The following is an 18,468-nucleotide window of genomic DNA, read 5'->3' on the forward strand; positions in this document are numbered from 1 at the left end:
GAGTGCCGTGGCATCGACCGTGATCGCATAGCCCAGCAGGGTGAAGGTACCGCTGCCGCGGCCGGCGAGATAGCCGTCGGCGGTGACGGGATAGTCGACCAGTCCGGCGACGGTGACGGTAAAGTCGGCCGTCGGCACCCGGCCGCTGCCATGCACGAAGAGATAGGTGGCCGGCAGCAGGCGCAGTGGGCGGGGCTGCGTGCTCGCCAGCCAGTCGGTGATGCCGGAGAGATGGAACTGCGGCGCGGTGAGTGCGGTGGCATCGACCGTGATCGTATAGCCCAGCAGGGTGAAGGTACTGCTGCCGCGGCCAGTGAGGAAAGCATCGCTGGCGGCGGCGTAGTCGATAGCACCGTCCAGGCGTACCTGGAAATCGGCCCCGGGTACGACGCCGGTGGGTTGCTGGAAGCCGTAGGCGCCGGGCAGCAGGTTCAGGGTGTGCGGGGCGGTGTTCGCCAGCCAGCCGGTGATGCCGGAGACGGCGTAGCTGACGGTGGCCAGGGCGCGCGCATCCAGGGTGATGGGGAAACCGGAGACGCCGAGGGTGGACGTGTTCCGGCCGGTTAGAAAGCCGCCCTGGCTGACATCGAGCGCCGGGGCGTAGTCGATCGCGCCTTGCGCCGTGACCACGAAGCTCCAGTTCTGGTCCGGCGTGGCGTGGGTTTGGATCATGTAGCTTCCCGGCTCCAGTTGCACGCTTTGAATCGCGCCGGTCGACAGCGAGCCGCTGTTTCCGGGAATCAGGAAGCTCGGGCTGGCGAGCCTGGTCGCGTCAATGTTGATCGAGTGAGCCATTGCTTCTTGTCCCGCGAAAGGCTGTCGTACTTGGCGATGTGAGGTCGTGCCCCAGCTTCTCTATTTCTTCCGGATTAGTGCGCACGAGCTAAACAACGTTGTTGATCCCATATTAGCGACTCTGGCTATTTGGCGGTGTCGGTTGTGCGCGCTTGCTGAGGCGTTGTTGTCGAGAATGATGGATCTTCGGCACAGCATGTCGTGTCGGGTTCCTCGATACCCGCCGTATCGCGCCAGCACTTCCACTCCTTCTTCAAACGAACGACGTACCACACCATGAAAGCAACGAACGAGAAGAATATTCCTGCTGCTACTGGGACCGCGCGAGACGCAGAGCAATTGTCAAGAAAATACATCGCCAAGTAGCTCCACGCTGCCATGACCGCCGGATAGACGATGCCTGCGGCCATCGGCTCGGCAATGAATCCGAGCACTGCGGGTGGGCGGTCTCTGAACTGCCCGTGCTGAACATCCGATTTCGACTCAATATAGGCTCCCACGAAGATCAAATAGGTGCATCTTCGAATCCCGTATATTTCGTAAAAGAACAGGCCCAGGGTGACCAGAAATCCCAACGCGCCAATTGCTGGCAGCAGGGATCCAAATATGGCGGACCCATCGCCACTGAGGAACTTCGGATCGATGAGGAAGGCCAATATTCCACCACTGGCTAATGGTAGAATACTCAACAGCTTCTGACGGAAATCATCTATTGCTCGGTAGCTTGTGCACAGCTCTGTATAGATTTTTTCTTGAGTGATTTCGGCCATAGTCGAATTCCTCTGTTCTGGGCCAATGAAACGGATTTCGGTATTCACGCTTGTCTCGTTCTCTGCAGAAAAGAGACCAATGCGAACTCAAGGAGCACAATACCTCGCCTGCGGTCTGTCCCCTAATAGCTTGTGTCCCCTACTAGCTCGTTGGGGTTCCTTCGTCACCCCAACCTACGGGCTCGAACAGCGTCGCCAGGCGGCGCGCATGGATGTGCGTTAGCAACGGGTTCAGGCATTGGCGTAAAATGGTGATCGCATGCATGGGGTGGCTCCTGGTGGGTTTGGTTGCTTACCGGGTAGCCATATAGCCCCATGCATGCTCAATTCCAAGGCTCGCGAGACGCCGGCAACTGTTTGTTTTATAAATAGATATTCTGGGGATACCTCAGGGTCTTTCCCCTATTTGTTCTGCCTGCATATTCACTACTGCTGCGGGCCCCAGTTCTCGGTGACGTACTTACAGCCTTCATTGCAGACAACACTGTTTGGGCTCTTGCCTCGGGTGATAGCCCAGCCCTCGATCGTGGCGTCATAGAAGTTGCGCCACTCTTCAAGTACTTTTTCTGCATGAATGGGCGACTCGCGTCCGCCTGAATCGAGTGTCTTGTAGCCAAGCTCGTTAGCCGTCTCTCTTACCTCGGGTCGCCATCCGGCGCCATCGTTGACCGCGGCGACTTTCACCTTGACGCCACCAGGAAGCTTGGCGTTTGCGGTAACCACGGTTTGCCCTCCCATGTGCCGGTCGGCCGAGTGGATGGTGCTGGCATCTCCTTTGAGAGGCTTGGCGCGGGTATCAGCCTTGGGCGTCACGTCGGGAAGCTCCGGCGATGTGGCATTCCCGGATGGCTTGGGTGTTGACATCGCGGCATATAGGCCGCCGGCAGCGCCGGGAATCGCCGTTGCTTGCACCGAGGATGCAGCGATAGCGGTCTGGGCCACCATGCCCTCGACGGGGACCAAAGTTGGGAATTGACGCGCCATGGCGCTAGCCGCACCCTTAAGACCTCCGCTTGCTGCCCCGCCGGCCAGTCCTCCCAACAAGCCACCAACAGTCTCGCCGTATTGGCGACCAGCATCCGCATCGCTGATCTCGCCGCGCACATGCTGCACGACCGTACTCGCGGTCTTTGCAGCCAACGCAACCGCCCCGAGGACTGCGACTGCGGCAATTGCAGTAACGACAGCTGGTGAAGCCACCGCCAGGACCGCACCGGTGGCAACGCCAATGACCACTCCACTCACGAATCCGTTGACAAAGCCACTTGCGAAGCCGCCAGCAAGATCAGAAAAGGTGTAACCGTCGTGCTCGCAGTACCGCATTGGGCTGGATCGAACGAATTGGTAGAGGTTCCCTGTCTGACTCTTCGATCCCGGTTCTGTGGACAACCAGCGCACCAGTGGCGCACACAAGTAGCGTGAGCCAAAATAGAGCAACCCACTTTCCTCGTCCCGCTCCTTCCCCGTGAACCTAAATCTTTTCCTCCCAAAACTCCCAAAACTCGACTCCCCATACGGAAAGAACTCCTCCCGATTGATCCACTCCCCCGCATAGCTGACAACCAGCCCGCTACTTCCCAAATGATCCCCCAAATGGTACTGCACCGGATGATCCGCCATGCCGTCCTTGTCAAACGCCGGACCGACCCGCTTGATCGCAATCCGACTCTGATCGTCCATCAAATGCAGCGAGCAGTTTTCAGTCTTCCCGCTGCCATCCAGCGTGTCGTATTCGGCGTGATGCTCGAACGCAGCGCCCAGATAGGTGGTAGTCCGGTAGCTGTTGCCATTGACGACCAGCTTCTTCACCCGCTGCCCGCCCGCGTCGTAGAGATAGAGCGCATAGATCGTCGGCGCAGATGCCTCGATCTGGTTGCGGAAGACCTTCATGCGGTCCGCATGGTCCCACTCGAAATGCCGCTCGGTGTGCTCGCCCACCATGTTGCCATTGGCGTCATAGAAATGACTTTGCGGGACGGTAGGTGGTGTGGGCACGCCGCTGGAGCGGTTCTGCACATGGGTGAGACGGTTGCTGGCCGGGCTTGCCCAATCGCCGATCAGGTGGCCGGCGCTCTCGTGGAGCCACTGGTCGGGGGTGCGGCCGTCCATGCCGAAGCGGCGCGACCAGGCGACATTCCAGCCCACGGCGCCGTCCTGCTGGACGCACTGGTTGTGGCGCAGGGTGAGCATGTTGCCGGCGGCATCGTAGGCGTATTCCTCCCAATACAGGGCGGTGAGGTTGGGGGCGTTGTCCTGATCGGGCGTGCCGTGGCGGCCGCTGTTGTAGCCCTCGCGCGCCGCGTCGCCCCAGGGGCGCGGGCTGGGGATGCCTTTGCCCTCGCGTCCGGTGGCGGAGACCAGCCGGTAGAGCGGGTCGTAGTCGAAGCAGCGCAGCAGTGCGTCGCCCTTGCTCAGCAGGTTACCCAGGGGGCCCTGATTGAAGATGGCCTCGGGGTTGTTGGCCACACCGCAGCCGGGGGTGCGGTCGAGCATGCTGAGGATGTTGCCGGCCAGGTCGTAGCCGTAGGCGATGTCCTGGAGCGGCAATCCCTGCGGCTGGTAGCTGAGCGGGCTGGGCGGGTTGGGGTCGAGCCGGTCGGTGCGCAGGCGGACCAGGCGAAAGGTGTCCGGGTCATAGGCGTAGCGCGTGATCAGGTCGTTGCCATAGACGATGAGGGTGCGTTGGCCCTTGGCGTTGTAGGCGATGCGCTGGACATAGGGCTGGACCGGGCCCGAGCCGTCGGCGGCCAGCGGGCCTGCCAGGTCGACGCGTTCCAATGCACCGGCGCGGTTATATTCGGGCTGCAGGCGATAGCGCTCGCCATTGGCGCACCGCGGGTATTCGGACCACTTGATACGGCCCAGGGCGTCATAGGCGGATTGGGTTGCGTAGACGGTTGGGTCGAGCAAATCGGCAGGCGGATTGGCCCAGTCGACGCGCGGGGCCTGGAGGTTCCAATCGGTGCCCTCGGCATGGGCTCGGTAATTGCCGAGCATGAAGCCGTCGGAGAGCACCTGGCGGCTGGAGCCGAGGACCTGGCCCTTGAAGTCATAGGCGGCGACGGTGACGACACCGGCCTCGTCGTGGTGGCGCCAGAGCTTGCCGAGCAGGTTGTGGCTGGCGGCGGAGCCCGGTGCGGTGTGGTCGCGGTCGTAGAGCAAGTGCTCGCGCAGGGTTATTGGTTCGCCGGCCGCATCGCGCGCCCAGAGCCGGGTCGGACGGTTGAGGAGGTCATAGTCATGCAGCGCGAGGGCGCCCTTGGCGTCCCGGGTCTCGACCGGGTTGCCGGCGGCGTCCAGTACCGCCAGCTTGCGGCCGGCGTCGATGCTCTCGGTGCGCAGCGGGTGCTTGGCGAGGTCATAGACATACTCGAAGGCGAGTCGGCCTAACGTATCGCGGATACCCAGCAGGTTGCCCTGGATGTCGTATTCGGAGCGGGTGACATGCTCCTCGATGGGCGGCAGCGCGCTGGGGTTGTCCGGAGGCGGTGCCTCGCGGTGGCGGGCGACGGCGCGGATGGTGCGGCCCAGGGCGTCGACCGCGATGCTGGACGGGGTGTTGTAGTGGTGCGGGTAGCCATTGTGCGGCTTGACGTCGGGGTGGGTGCGGCCGGCGTTGTCGTTGGCGTCGTAGGTGTAGGCCTCCCAGGGCGTGGGAGTGAACTTGGCGGTGTCGAGCGGCGAGAGCGGCGGATCGGCCAGGTCCAGCGGGATGCCGTGGATGACGCGCTGTTCGGAGCCGTCCGGATTGAGGGTGCGGACGACCTGGCCGCGCGGGTCATAGAACATCCGGACCGATCGGCCCCGCTGCGCGCTGGTGGGCGGTTGGTAGTGCCAGCCGGCGTCGAAGAAGGGCTCGCGCTTTTCGATGACCTGGCCCTTGTTGTCGTAGCGCTGGTCGCCGCTGACGATGACGTTGGGTGTGTCGGTGCTGGTGTTTTCGGTGCCGGTGACGGCCGCGCTGGACGGGTGGTCCTGATTCGCCGGCAATAGCGACTTGCCGCCGCCGAAGGGCGGTTCGCCGAAGCGGACGGACTCGCCCTGGGTGCGGGTTTGCAGTAGCCGGCCGAATCCGTCGGAGTATTCGCGGGCCTCGATGGTCTCGCCGGTGTCGTCCGGGTCGCTGTCATGGAAGCAGCGCCGAATGGCTTGGGCATAGACGGGCTGCGGGTTGGCCGGGTCCGCCAGCCGGCTGTCGTGGAAGGCGCGCAGGTGATATTCGATGTGGATGCCGGGGGACTGGCGGTCGCCGGCATTGGCGGGGTCGCCGGCCGGTGCGTCGGGCTTCCCGAGCGCCCAGGTGTCCGTGACCAGGCCGGTTGGCGAATAGGCCACGCGGGTGACGTTGCCGTTCGGGTCCGTGACCTGCTCGGGTTGCAGGGTGCGCTGGTTGTAGGTGGCGCTAGTCTCGAACCCGGCGGGGTCGCGGACTTGGGTCGGCAGCAGTTGAAAGGCATCGTATTCGACGATGGTCGATTCATGGCCGAGCGGGTCACGCTGGGCGAGCAACAGGCCGCGGCCGGTGCCTTCGGGCTTGTGGAAGTCGTAGCGCTTGCTCGCGGCGACGGTGTAATAGCCCGCGGTGTTGTGGTCCGATGCCGGTTGATAGAGGTAACCGGCGCGGTTGGGCAGTGCGGCGACAAAGGCGGCCGGATAGTCGGCAGAGGGCGCCACGCCGCCGCCGGGGCTGAGGTAAGGCGGTACGGCGTTGCCATAGGCCGTATTCAGATCCCCCTGGGTCATGACCAACACCTCGGTCCGCACCAAGGCCCCGAAGGCGCCGAGCTGACCGAAGGGTAACCCGGTGAAGGCGCCATACCCGGCGGCGGGGTCCTTGTTGCCGTCGTAGTAGTTGAGGGACTCGGCGATCAGGCGCAGGCCGGGGCTGGTTTCAGTCGTGGCGAGGAGTTGCAGGACCGTCAGGCCGCCGGTCGACTGCAATTCGAAGCCGCGGGTGCGGGCCACACGGTCGCGCAGATAGGGACCCGCGGGGTCGCCTTTGGCATAGGCCGTGTGGGACAGGGTGGCGAGGTAGCCGGCGGCCGGCGTGTCGGCGAATCCGTCCCAACCCCGCGGGCAGGCGATGGCGAGCTGACGTGCGGGCTGGCCGACGTCATCGAATCCGGAGGTATAGGTGATCTGTGTCTGCGGGTCATGGCCCCGCTCCCACTGGGTGGTGCGCTGGGCAATGCCGTGCGGGAAGTAGATGTGCTTGCGGGTGGCGCCGGGCGCGGGCGGATCGACCTCGGTGAGGTCGTAGGCGTGCTCGGTGACGGTGTAGGGGCGTTCTTGCAGCGGGGAGCCGTCCAGCGCATAGACCTCGCTGCGCAGGATGCTGCCGCGCAGGGTGCGTTGGGCGTCGCGCTGCGACCGGAGTTCCGGAAGGGCAGTCGGGATGGCGTCGAGCCGGTTGGGGTCTTCCTGCCAGTATTCGCGGTGATAGTCCATTGCCTGCCAACGCCCGCCGCTGTCGGGGATCACCGGGCCCTGATGGAACCAGGTGCGGGTGAGCATCGGCGGTGCGTAACTCTCCTGCGCCAGCAGGTCGCGCAGGAGGTCCGGCTTGGCGTCCAGCCCACGACCGGCGTAGGCGGTGAAAACTTCGGTGTCGAGCTGCTCGACCATCCCGAAGCCGCGGAACTCGCGCTCGGCGCCGTCCCAGTAGCCGTGGTGATAGCGGTATTCGGTCGTCAGGGTCCCGCCGCTGAAGACGTCGGTCACCTTGACACGCTCGACCACCTGGACGGGAAAGGGCAGCGTGCTGCCCCAGGCGGTGTTCCCCCGGGTCTGGTCGTGCAGATAGAACTTGGTCGATGAGGCGTAGGCGACCTCGGTGACGGCACCCAGGTTGTTGTCCATCCGCTCGAGCAGATAGGGCTTGGTACCCCCGGTCAGATCGAGAAAGAAGTGGCTGGGCCGGCCGCTGCCGTCCGCATCCCGCGTCCAGAGGATGCCGCCGACGCCGGTACCCAGCAGGTCGGTGACGCGCACGGTGTCCAGATCGGTCAATGCCGGGGTACCGCGAATGACCTTGGGCGCGCTCCAGCCGTTGCCGGTGCGATTGATCCAGAGGGTGATCTCGCGGTCGGAGACATAGATGAGGTCGGCCAGACCGTCGCCGTCCACGTCCGCGAGCAGAACGCGCCTCGGGTCGAAGTCGAATGGCAGGCCGCCGGGGATCTGCGTGACGATGCGCGGCGCCCAGCGGCCGTAGCCGAGGTTGGGCCAATAGTCGACGCGGCCCTGGTAAACCACCGCGATATCCTGAAGTCCGTCGCCGGAGAGGTCGGCAAACTTGACCCGCGGCTCCGCGAAGTCGACGTTGGGGAAGGCCGCGAGCTGTTGGCGTTGCACGCGGGCGGTATTGCGGGGCAGCCAGCCGTCCGCGGGGTCGTTGAAATAGCACTCGAATGAGGTGCCGGAGCGCAGCACGTCGGTGACGCCATCCCCGGTGAGGTCGACCAGACGCACCTCGGGGTCCTCCAAGTCGAAGCTCGGCGCCTGCTGGTAGGGTTGAAACGACCGCTTGCTGAAGCCGGCGCGGAAATCCAGCGGGTAATAGCCGGAGAGTGCGTCGCTGGTCACCAGCAGGTCGGCGCGGCCGTCGCCATTGGCATCGATCAACTGCACGCCGCGGTCGGAGAGCCTGACCCCGGCCGGGACCTCCGGGATCCCGCGGGGCCGGTCGAATTGCCCGTCGCCCAGATTGCGCCAGTAACGCGGCTGGCTGCCCAGCTCCAGGATATCGGGCAGGCCGTGGCCGAAGAGGTCGACCAGCTCCAGGTCCGGGTTGGCCAGGCTGGTCATCGGCAGGGCCGCGCCCGCGAGCGGGAAGAATCGGCGTGCTTCCGGGGTGAAGCGGGAATAGCCGAAGTCCAGCGGCGGGAGCTCCCGCACCGGACGGCCGACGTCCTCGTAGCCGATGACGTTGATGCGGCTGAGCAGCGAGGCGCCGTTCGGCGGCAGCGCGGCGGGATCCGTGGTTTGTTCGTCCAGGTAGACGAGCTCGTAGGCGCGGACCAGCGTGGTCTCGGTGGCCGAGGGGTGAGTGCGCACCACGATGCCGGTGCAACGGCGACGGGTGCGGATCTCGAAGCCGGCACGGTAATCGGAGAAGGCGTCGGGACGCGTGCGGCGGGGAAATTCGGGCTCAAGGCCCGGGATGCCCTGCGCGTCGGTGTCGTAGAGAAACGCGACCGAGACCAGGAAGGGCGCCTGGTCCGGGCCGGTCAGATCGACGTAGCGGATGGTCCGCAGGTCGATCTGCTCGCCGTTGTGACCCTGCCCGGTCACATTGTCGCGCTCGTACTCGTAGACGATGCGGTTGCCGAAGGGGTCGCGCGTCTCGGTCAGGCGCCAGGCGAAGACCTTGCGGCGGTCGGTCGGATCGGCGACCACCGCGCGCTGGTCGTCGGCCAAGTCGCCAGGCACCGGACCCGGCGTGCCGTAGGTGCTGATCAGCCCGTCCTTGGTCCGGACTTCCCAGTGGTCGGACGTGCCGGTGTGCCGTTCGATCCCCGCGAACAACCCCTCGGTGCGCGGACGGTAGGTGGTGACGGTGCTGGTGTCGGTCGGCTGCGTGCGGGCGACCTCGACCAGGTCTTCGGCGCCGGACAAGACGAAGATGTCCGCCTCGGCGTCGTCGCGATAGCGGGGGATGCCCTTGGACGTGAGTCGCGAGACGCCCGGAACGCCGAGCGACCAGCCCAGCCCGAAAGGACCGTTGCCGCTGCCCGTACTGAAGCCGAGCGAGAGCTGCGGCTGGAGCCCGTTGCGCCCTGGCGGCAGGGCGATGGGAACCGAGAAGTTACCGGTGCCGGTGTGGAGATCGGGCGCGAACTTCTCACCCAATCCCTTCTGCGCACCCCCACCCTGCGGGACCGCGATCAGGTCCCCGATGCCGCTTGCCTTCCCGCTCATACGGACGCTCCTGATTTCTCATCGCCGTCGGGTTGCGCGTAAGGCTAAAAAATTGCAATGTTAAATGTCAACCATTGAAAAATCGTGGGAACCTGTATGGAACATGGGGAGCGCTGATTCAGCAATTCCAAATATGGGCGGCATCGCGCGACCCTTGGTGGATGCGGCGCGCGCGACCGCTGTGCCGGATTCCCGACACCGAGCGCGCGCCTTATCAGCATTACAATTCAATGCGTTACCACCAAGATCGCGAAGCGATCCCGTGGGAGCGGCCTCCGGCCGCGATACGGCGCCGCGGTGAACGCCGATGCCGCGATGGCCTGCGAGGTCCTATCGCGGCCGGAGGCCGCTCCCACGGTGGTGCTTCGTGTCCCGGCCTCAAGCCGCCGACGGCGCCTTGCTCGCCGCCGTGGTCGGCGCCAACTGCACCTGAACGCGCAGCCCGGGGTGGTTGTCCAGCAGCGCGATGGCAGCGCCGTGGAGTTCGACGACGGCCCGGACCAGGCTGAGCCCCAGGCCGCTGCCGGGGGTGGAGCGGCTGCCGTCGGCGCGGAAGAACCGCCTGAAGACCTCGCCATGGAGATCGTCGGGGATGCCGGGTCCGTTGTCCGCGACTGCGATAACAACGGCCTGCTCGGTGGAGGTCAGCGACAGCGCAATCAGACCGCCTTCCGGGGTGTATTTCACGGCATTGTCGACCAGGTTCCCCAGCGCCTGGAACACCAGGTCCCGATCGCCGATCACCCAGGCCGTGTCCGCGGTGTGCAGGGTCAACTGCTGGCCCCGTTCCGCCGCGACCGGTTCGTAGAGTTCGGCCAGGTCCGCGACCAGGGGGACCAGGTCCAGGGGCGCGAAGGCGGCGCGCTGTCCGCCGGACTCGATGCGGGCGATGCGCAGCAAGGCGTTGAAGGTGCCGAGCAGTTCATCGGCATCGGCGATGATCTCCTCGGCCGCGGCCGCGGCCGGGTGGCCTTCCCCGAGGTCGGTCCGTAACAGTTCCAGCTTGGTGCGCAGGCGGGTCAGGGGGGTGCGCAGGTCGTGGGCAATGTTGTCGGACACTTGGCGGACGCCGGCCATCAGGGTCTCGATACGCGCCAGCATGTGATTGAGCCCGGCGGCGAGTTGGTCGAAGTCGTCCCCGCTGCCGGCCAGCGGAATGCGTCGGGACAGGTCGCCCTCCATGATGTCGCGGCTGGTCTGGTTGATCGCTTCCAGGCGCCGCAGCACCCGGTGGCTCATGACCCAGCCGCCGAGCAGGGCCAGCGCCGCGGTCAGCGCGAGCCCCCAGGTGAGAGCCTCGAGGATCAGTTCACGGGTGGCCTCCAGATCGCGCACGTCACGTCCCACCAACAGGCGCAGATCGCCGCGCAATGTGAAGACCTGGGCACGGGCGGCGTGTTCGTCGGTGTGTTGCGGCCCGCGATCGAGCAGTCGGAAGCGGATCCAGCCCGCTTGGTCGGGGACTCCGGAGGGCCAGCGGTCGAGGTTGCCGATCAGCGGCTTGAAGTCCTTGTCCGCCAGCAGATAGACGCCGGCTCCGCCGGGGTCGCGGACGATGCGTTCGCGGATGACGTTGGTCAGTCCGGGCAACCCGCGCTGCCGGTATTGTTCCGCCAGACCTTGGATCTCGGCGGCGATGGTCGCGTCGGTCTGCTGATCCATGAAGCCCGCGGTCGACCAATAAATGAAGCCGAGCAGGATGGCAGCCGACACCGACAGCAGCAGCACATAGAGGATGGCCAGCCGAAAGCTTGAACTGCGCAGCACCTGGGCCGCGCGCAGCCGCAAGTCGCCGGTGCGCCGGCCGACGGCGGTCATTGGGCGCGCAGCAGATAGCCGGCGCCCCGTACCGTTTGCAGCAGGGGAGGATCGAAGTCCTTATCGATCTTGCCGCGCAGGCGGCTGACGTGCACATCGATGATGTTGGTTTGCGGGTCGAAGTGATAGTCCCAGACCTGTTCCAACAGCATGGTTCTGGTCACCACCTGGCCGGCGTGGCGCATCAGATACTCCAGCAGCCGGAATTCACGCGGCTGGAGTTGGATGGGACGGCCGGCGCGGGTCACCTCACGCTTCAACAGGTCCATCTCCAGGTCGAGGACGCGCAGCCGGGTCTGCGGGGCGTCCGCCTGACCGCGCCGCAACAGGGCTTCCAGGCGCGCGTGCAACTCCGAGAAGGCGAAGGGTTTGACCAGGTAGTCGTCGCCGCCGGCGCGCAGACCCTCCACGCGGTCGTCCACCTCCCCGAGAGCGGACAGGATCAACACCGGTGTCCGGTTGCCCGCGGCGCGCAGCGTGCGCAGGATCGCGAGCCCGTCCAATCCCGGCAGCATCCGGTCGAGAATCAGCGCGTCGTAGACGCCGCCGGCCGCCTGCAACAGCCCTTCGCGTCCGTCCGCCGCGTGGTCGGTGAGCACACCCACCTCGCCCAGGGCTTTGCGCAGGTAGTCCGCCAGTTGGCGATCGTCTTCGATCAAGAGTACGCGCATGGGCGAGTCATTCCAAAATGAGCGGCCAGCGTCCAGCCGCCAGCTTCACAAGCTCGGCATGTTACCGTGAAAGTCACCTCGCGATCCCCGTGGGAGCGGCCTCCGGCCGCGATGGGGCGCCGCGGTGATACGGCATGGTCGCGATCTCGCGAGACCTCATCGCGGCCGGAGGCCGCTCCCACAAGCGATCGGCCCTTAGGAATGGCCGCGGCTGATCGCGGCCGGAGGCCGCTCCCACGAGCGATCTGCCCTTGGGAACGGCCGCGGCTGGCTTCACGCGGCGAGCGGCACCGCGATGAACATCGGCCGGCCATCCTTCTCGATCCGCAGCATGACCGCGCTGCGCTTGGCGGCAACGGCGGCGCGTACCGCCTCGTATACTTGCGTCGGGGAATCGACCGGCTGTCCGCCGACCATCGAGATCAGACTGCCGGACTCGACGCCGGCCTCCGCGGCGGGGCTGCCGGGCTGGACCCGGGCCACGTAGACGCCGTTGCTCGCCGGACGCAGCCCTTTTTCCTGCCGTAGCTCAGGCGTAACGGAAACCAGATAGAGTCCAAGTTTCGTTTCGTCCTGAATCGCGGCGGGTTGAACGTCATTCTTCGCCAAGGTCTCGCTGCCGGGCATGGCGCCGATGGTCACGGCAACGCTCAGCGGTTTGCCGCCGCGCACCAACTCCAGATTCAAGCGGGTGCCCGCCTTGGTGTCGGCGATCAACTTCGGCAGATCCTTATAATCTTTGATCGGCTGATCGCCGGCCTTGAGGATGACGTCACCGGGCTGTAACTCGGTGCCGGCGGCGGGGCCGTCGGGGAGGATATCGGCGATCAGCACACCCTCGGTCCCGGACAGACCGAGCGCACCGGCGATGTCTTCGGTCACCGGCTGGATCTGCACGCCGAGCCAGCCACGCGAGACCCGGCCGTCCTGGCGCAGATCGGCGACGACCTTCTTGACCGTTTCGGCGGGGATGGCGAAGCCGATACCGACGTTGCCGCCGGTGGGCGAGTAGATGGCGGTGTTGACGCCGATCACCCGGCCGTAGACATCGAACAAGGGGCCGCCCGAGTTGCCGCGGTTGATCGGGGCGTCGATCTGCAAATAATCATCATAGGGGCCGGCATTGATGTCGCGACCGCGCGCCGAGACGATACCGGCGCTGACCGAACCTCCCAGCCCAAACGGATTGCCGACCGCTAGCACCCAGTCCCCGACGCGGGTCGCGCTGGCATCGGCCAGATCGACGAAGGGCAGGGTGCGCCCGGCGTCGATCTTAAGCAGTGCCAGGTCGGTCTTATCATCACGTCCCACGACTTGCGCCTGGTGCTTGCTGCCGTCGTTGAGGGTGACGGTGATCTCGTTGGCGCCCTCGACCACGTGATTGTTGGTGACCACCAGGCCGGAGGCGTCGATCACGAAGCCGGAACCCGCCCCCTCCGCGCGCTGGCGCCCCGGCACGTTGGGCTGGTCGAAGAAGTGTTTGAAGAATTCATCGAGCGGTGCCCCCTCGGGCAGACCCGGGTGCTGCCGGGGCATCAGGCTGGTGGTCGGGCCTTCGGCGATCACCGTGACATTGACCACGGCCGGCGATACCCGCTCGGCCACATCGGCGAAGCTCGGCATGGCGGGCGCGACGATGGCGGCCGCGCCGGTCGCGGCGGCCTGGGGCGTGGGGGACTGGGCAGCGACCCCGCCGCCGATCGCCAGGGCCAGGGCCACGGCGGCGGCGACGGTGGTGCGGGTCAGGGGGTTGCCGGTGCTGGTCCGGGAATGCTTCGTCGTAGTCTGCGAGGACATGATCTCTTTCCTGCCGAGTGATCGGCTTATCACGGGGTTGTCAGCGACGCCAGCGGGCCGATGGGCCGCGCGCCATGGTCCGGAAGTGTGGGACATTGCGGCGTCTTCGACCTTTCCGGCGGGTTAAATTTTGGTCAGAACAAGGCTATTGCAGCGTGCGGCTTTACTGTGTACCGTAATGTCCACGGTTCCCCGATCCACCTAACTGATTCAAGGAAATGTCTCATGAAAAAACAATCGCTGACGTTGGCGCTGGCGGCCTGTCTGTCGCTCGGCGCCGCCGGTCTCGTGTCCCTTGCCGATGCCGATACCACGACCCCGCTCGCCGGTGCGGTCACTGTTTCCGAACTGTCCGGTGAGGTCGTGGCGATCAACAAAGAGTCGCGCCAGATGACGATCCGGACCCCGGACGGCTCGTTTGAGGTTCTCGACATCCCCGCCGAGGTCAAGCGGATCGACCACATCGAGGTCGGCAACAAGGTCGCGATCACCGAAACCGAGGCCGTGCTGGTCGACGTGGAAAAGGGCCGCGACGCGGGTTCCATGGGCTCGGTCGAGAAGACGACGGTGAAGCCGGACGCGGGGACCAAGCCGGCCGGCACCATCACCACCAAGCTGAAGCTCTATGGCAAGGTGGAGTCGGTCGATCGGGCCGCGTCCCAGGTCACCATTCGCGGCCCGGAAAAGCTGGTGACCCTGTCCGTGAAGGACAAGGCCATCCTTGATCAGCTCAAGCCGGGTGATGGGGTCATTGCGACCTATGTGCGCACCATCACCGGCAAAGTCACGTTCAACTAAAGCGATTGACCGGCGCGCCCGACGGCGGGGGCCGGTTCACCGCAACCTGGAGACTGACATGCAGCCGATCGAGCAGATCGAAATGGATCGCTATCGGGCGGAACTGGATGACGATGTCCGGCACTTGGTAAAGAAATACTCCAGGATCATGGGGTGGGATGTGCCCGAGCTCGATGAAGCGGCCGCCCGTGCCCTGATCCTGCAGGCCCTGCGCGATGCAGTCGCCAAAGTTGAGGCGGCCTAGTAGAGGGTCCAATCGTTGTCGTTGTCGTAATCGGATTAAGAGATTCAGTTGAAGTATGATCAGTCCGATTCTATCGGAGTTGCGAGAGAATGCTTGTGGGTATCGTCAACTCGATTACGACAACGACAACGACCGAGACGCCAACGGCATTCCCGAAGCTTAACGAGTGAAAGAGTCCCTGGGTGCGACCGTCACGCATCGCCGTGCCTCGATATCACCCACACGAAACCCAAACCAAGAGGAAGAACCAGTGAGCAATCTGATCGTCATCTCCTTTCCGGAAGAGCAGCTTGCGTTCGAGATGCGGGCCGCACTCGTCAATCTGCAAAAGGAATATCTGATCGAGATGGAAGACGTGGTGATCGTCACCAAGGACGCAAAAGAGAAGGTCAAGCTGCATCAGGCGATGAACCTGACGGCCGCGGGTGCGGCTACCGGCAGTTTCTGGGGCTTGTTGGTCGGGCTGCTGTTCCTCAATCCCTTGCTGGGTGCGGCAGTCGGCGCCGGCGCCGGTGCCTTATCCGGACGCTTTACCGATTTGGGCATCAACGACCAGTTCATGAAGGAACTGGCCGAGGGCTTCCAGCCGGGCTGCGCGGCGATCTTCATCCTGGTGCGCAAGGCCACGGCGGATAAGGTTCTGGAAGGGCTGGAGCAGTTCAAGGGCAAGGGTAAGGTGATCCAGACCTCCCTGACCAAGGATGACGATGCCACGCTGCGCGCCTTCATCGAGGCACAATCTTAGGTTCGCACCCTCACGACCAGCGCCAGGAGCCCCATGCAGCACGCCCAGCTTTTTTCACTCTGCACTAGCCCATTGCGATCGGCCGCTGCCCTGGCCGCGCTGTTCATCGTCCATTCGGGAGCCGCCATGGAGACCACCGACACCGCCGCAACCATCCAGGAACAGCGGATCGATGACACCGCGCAGCAGGCGCTGGCCGTCACGATTTATAACGACAATCTCGCCCTGGTGAAGGACCTGCGCGAACTCACCCTGACCCAGGGCGAGAACCGGCTCGCCTGGCGCAACTGCTCCGGCGAGATCAGGCCCGAGACGGCGCTCCTCACCGCGACCGCAGGGACCGCCGCGGTCACCCTGTTGGAGCAGAATTTCGATTTCGACCTGCTGACTCCGCAGAGCCTGCTCAAGAAATATGTCGGCCGCAAAGTGCAGGCCATCCGGACCGCGGACGACGGGGTACGGACGACCGAGGACGCCACCGTGCTCGCCACCAACGACGGTGTGGTCCTGCGCTATGCCGACCGGATCGAAACCGATGTCGTCGGCCATCTGGCGTTCCCGGACCTGCCCCCGGACCTGCGGGATCAGCCGACCCTGGTCCTGCACCTGGAGGCCGCGCAGGCCGGCACCGGCACCTTCGAGTTGTCCTATCTCACCGGCGGGCTGTCCTGGAAAGCCGACTATGTGGCCGATTTGGCCGCCGATGGCACGTCCATGGATCTCAGCGGCTGGGTGACGCTGACCAACAGCAGCGGGGTCGCCTACCGCCAGGCGAAGCTGCAACTGGTGGCGGGCGAGGTCAATCAGGTCCGGCCGGAACCGCCGCCACTCATGATGGCGCGTGCCATGGCCATGCCGGCTCCCGCCCCGATGCCGCAGGAGGAGGCCCTGGACGAATACCACCTCTACACGCTGGCGCGCCCCACCGACGTGCTCAACAATCAGACCAAGCAGGTGGCGCTGCTCTCCGCCCCGCGGGTGCCGATGACGCGGGAACTGGTGGTTCGCGGTCAGCCCTACAGCTACCAGTCCCAGTCCGCGGATGGCTGGAGCAAACTGCCGGTCGCCTCCACCCTGAACTTCACCAATCAGGGCGGGAGTCTCGGTATCCCCTTGCCGGAAGGCGTGGTGCGGGTCTACTCCAAAGACAGCCGCGGCAATGCGCAATTCATCGGGGAGGACCGCATCGATCACACCCCGAAAAACGAGACGGTCACCCTGAAGCTCGGCGAGAGCTTCGACGTGACCGTTCGACGCAAGCAGACCGAGTTCAAGAAACTCAGCGGGGCGAGCGCCTACAACTACGCGTATGAGGCAGCCTTTGCGCTGGAGATCAAGAACGCCAAACCCGATGCGGTGACGGTCAAGGTCGTCGAGGACATCCCCGGCGACTGGAAAATGATCCAGCAGAGCCAGCCCCATATCAAAGAGGCGTCCAACCTCGCCGGCTGGCAGGTCCAAGTGCCTGCCGATGGCGCCGCCACGCTCAGTTGGCGGGTGCAGGTCCGGTTCTGACGCCCCTGAACCTGTGCAGTGGCTGCTCGGGCAACTTTATCGGCAGACTCGCGGCGCTGAAGCGGGGGCGCCAGGCTGCGGCGGCAGGGCAGCGGGGTGTTGGGAACCTGACGCGAGGTTGATGGATGCTTCCTGACCGCTTGCCGGAGTCCGACCAGCGCCCGCTGGCCATTCTGCTGATGGGTCCGACCGCGGCGGGAAAGACCGATCTCGCGGTGAACCTGGTGCGCCGCTTGCCCTGTTCCATTATCAGTGTGGACTCGGCCATGATCTACCGGGGCATGGATATCGGCACTGCCAAGCCGGGTCCGGAGGTGTTGGCGCAGGCGCCCCATCGGCTGATCGACATCCTGGACCCCAGTGAGTCGTACTCGACCGCGCGCTTCCGGGCCGATGCGCTGGAGGCCATGGCGGCGATCACCGCCGCGGGTCGTATACCACTCCTGGTGGGCGGGACCATGCTCTATTTCCGCGGGTTGCAGCAGGGGTTGGCGTCCTTGCCGGATGCCGACCCGCGCGTGCGTCAGGCGTTGCTGGAGGAAGCACAGCAGTTAGGTTGGGCGGCGCTGCACGAGCGGCTGGCGCGGCTGGACCCGGCCACAGCGGCTCAGGTCCACCCGAACGATCCGCAACGTATCCAGCGTGCCCTGGAAGTCCATGCCATCAGCGGTGAGCCGATGAGTGTCCTGATCCGGCGGACCCAGGGTCAGGGTGCCGTGCTGCCCTACCGGTTGCTCAAGCTGGTGCGCGCCCCCGCGGATCGGCAGACCCTGCACGGGCGCATCGAGCGGCGTTTTCGGGGGATGGTCGAGCAGGGTCTGGTCGGGGAGCTGGAATCCCTGTGGAGCCGCGGGGATTTGCTGGAAGACTTGCCCGCCATGCGCTGTGTCGGCTATCGCCAGGTCTTGAAATTCATCCTTGGCGGATACAATTTCGACGAAATGCTGCACCGCGGCATCATCGCCACCCGGCAGTTGGCGAAGCGTCAGATGACCTGGCTGCGGGCCGAAACTGACGGCCATTGGCTCACCGACGACCAGACCGCGCTGGAGCGCGCCCTGGCACTGATCACGGCGCAGCACCCCTTGCGCTGAGCGGTCACGCGGGTGGCACGGCGAATCCGTTCTAGCCCACCGTGGCTGGCCGTCCCCGCGGGCGGCGGCGGGAGTTTTCCGTCATGCCCAGGTAGTCGAACACCAGGCGGACGTTGCGTGCCAGGCGTTGGATGGTGGCGGCGACCGTGTCGCGGGATTTTGACTTGATGGCGCCGATGGCGAAGCGACGTAGCGCGGTGATGTTGGCGGGGCCGTGGCCGGTGCGGATGGTGCATCGGTCCTCGTCCCAGTTCCAGTCGAGGATGTAGTGGCAGCTGTTCTCGATGCTCCAGTGACAGCG

At 65.2% G+C, this 18,468-nt stretch carries 12 protein-coding genes and 1 pseudogene; 5 read left to right on the plus strand and 8 right to left on the minus strand.

Annotated features, from left to right (window positions below; translation table 11 throughout):
- From A39O_RS0129885 to A39O_RS0129910, 7 genes are all read right to left on the minus strand, one after another.
- A partial coding sequence (locus A39O_RS0129885) for a hypothetical protein (protein ID WP_026199850.1) occupies positions 1–795 on the minus strand: 795 nt, incomplete at its 3' end.
- 125 nt (positions 796–920) lie between these two features.
- Positions 921–1,613: a hypothetical protein gene (locus A39O_RS0129890; RefSeq protein ID WP_157640523.1), complete on the minus strand. Its 693-nt coding sequence runs from the start codon at positions 1,611–1,613 to the stop codon at positions 921–923.
- 94 nt (positions 1,614–1,707) lie between these two features.
- Positions 1,708–1,830, minus strand: coding sequence for a hypothetical protein (locus tag A39O_RS43340; protein WP_281170120.1), 123 nt, complete (start codon positions 1,828–1,830; stop codon positions 1,708–1,710).
- 161 nt (positions 1,831–1,991) lie between these two features.
- Entirely contained in the window at positions 1,992–9,485 is a 7,494-nt protein-coding gene (locus A39O_RS0129895; protein ID WP_026199851.1) for a SpvB/TcaC N-terminal domain-containing protein, read from the minus strand.
- Between the two features lie 378 nt (positions 9,486–9,863).
- Entirely contained in the window at positions 9,864–11,303 is a 1,440-nt protein-coding gene (locus A39O_RS0129900) for a sensor histidine kinase (RefSeq protein ID WP_020508321.1), read from the minus strand.
- Positions 11,300–11,974 (minus strand): response regulator transcription factor, encoded by a 675-nt coding sequence (locus A39O_RS0129905; RefSeq protein WP_020508322.1) that lies wholly within the window; start codon positions 11,972–11,974, stop codon positions 11,300–11,302. The genes A39O_RS0129900 and A39O_RS0129905 overlap by 4 nt, the downstream gene beginning before the upstream one ends.
- Before the next feature lie 273 nt (positions 11,975–12,247).
- Positions 12,248–13,771 (minus strand): DegQ family serine endoprotease, encoded by a 1,524-nt coding sequence (locus A39O_RS0129910; RefSeq protein WP_020508323.1) that lies wholly within the window; start codon positions 13,769–13,771, stop codon positions 12,248–12,250.
- A gap of 225 nt (positions 13,772–13,996) precedes the next feature.
- On the opposite strand from A39O_RS0129910, the gene A39O_RS0129915 reads away from it, so the two are divergent.
- The 5 genes from A39O_RS0129915 (at position 13,997) to miaA (ending at position 18,167) form a co-directional block, all read left to right on the plus strand.
- Positions 13,997–14,569 carry a hypothetical protein gene (locus tag A39O_RS0129915; protein WP_020508324.1) on the plus strand — a complete coding sequence of 191 codons (573 nt, stop codon included), beginning with the start codon at positions 13,997–13,999 and terminating at the stop codon, positions 14,567–14,569.
- A 58-nt stretch (positions 14,570–14,627) separates the two neighbouring features.
- Positions 14,628–14,813 carry a hypothetical protein gene (locus A39O_RS0129920; RefSeq protein WP_020508325.1) on the plus strand — a complete coding sequence of 62 codons (186 nt, stop codon included), beginning with the start codon at positions 14,628–14,630 and terminating at the stop codon, positions 14,811–14,813.
- 250 nt (positions 14,814–15,063) lie between these two features.
- Positions 15,064–15,558, plus strand: coding sequence for a DUF1269 domain-containing protein (locus tag A39O_RS0129925; RefSeq protein ID WP_020508326.1), 495 nt, complete (start codon positions 15,064–15,066; stop codon positions 15,556–15,558).
- A gap of 72 nt (positions 15,559–15,630) precedes the next feature.
- Complete coding sequence (locus tag A39O_RS0129930) at positions 15,631–17,073, plus strand: DUF4139 domain-containing protein (RefSeq protein ID WP_020508327.1); 1,443 nt, start codon at positions 15,631–15,633, stop codon at positions 17,071–17,073.
- Between the two features lie 125 nt (positions 17,074–17,198).
- Positions 17,199–18,167, plus strand: coding sequence for a tRNA (adenosine(37)-N6)-dimethylallyltransferase MiaA (gene miaA / locus A39O_RS0129935; RefSeq protein ID WP_020508328.1), 969 nt, complete (start codon positions 17,199–17,201; stop codon positions 18,165–18,167).
- A gap of 31 nt (positions 18,168–18,198) precedes the next feature.
- On the opposite strand, the pseudogene A39O_RS41440 reads toward miaA, so the two are convergent.
- A pseudogene (locus A39O_RS41440) lies at positions 18,199–18,468 on the minus strand (hypothetical protein); the annotation flags it as partial.

Origin of the sequence: Lamprocystis purpurea DSM 4197, assembly GCF_000379525.1 — a bacterium.
In the GTDB taxonomy this organism is placed as follows: domain Bacteria; phylum Pseudomonadota; class Gammaproteobacteria; order Chromatiales; family Chromatiaceae; genus Thiodictyon; species Thiodictyon purpureum.

Bases quoted from the DNA above. Each gene is read 5' to 3' on its own strand.
- A39O_RS0129900 (WP_020508321.1), bottom strand. From the start codon at position 11,303: ATGACCGCCGTCGGCCGGCGCACCGGCGACTTGCGGCTGCGCGCGGCC.
- A39O_RS0129920 (WP_020508325.1), top strand. From the start codon at position 14,628: ATGCAGCCGATCGAGCAGATCGAAATGGATCGCTATCGGGCGGAACTG.
- A39O_RS0129910 (WP_020508323.1), bottom strand. From the start codon at position 13,771: ATGTCCTCGCAGACTACGACGAAGCATTCCCGGACCAGCACCGGCAAC.
- A39O_RS0129895 (WP_026199851.1), bottom strand. From the start codon at position 9,485: ATGAGCGGGAAGGCAAGCGGCATCGGGGACCTGATCGCGGTCCCGCAG.
- A39O_RS0129915 (WP_020508324.1), top strand. From the start codon at position 13,997: ATGAAAAAACAATCGCTGACGTTGGCGCTGGCGGCCTGTCTGTCGCTC.
- A39O_RS0129905 (WP_020508322.1), bottom strand. From the start codon at position 11,974: ATGCGCGTACTCTTGATCGAAGACGATCGCCAACTGGCGGACTACCTG.
- miaA (WP_020508328.1), top strand. From the start codon at position 17,199: ATGCTTCCTGACCGCTTGCCGGAGTCCGACCAGCGCCCGCTGGCCATT.
- A39O_RS43340 (WP_281170120.1), bottom strand. From the start codon at position 1,830: ATGCATGCGATCACCATTTTACGCCAATGCCTGAACCCGTTGCTAACG.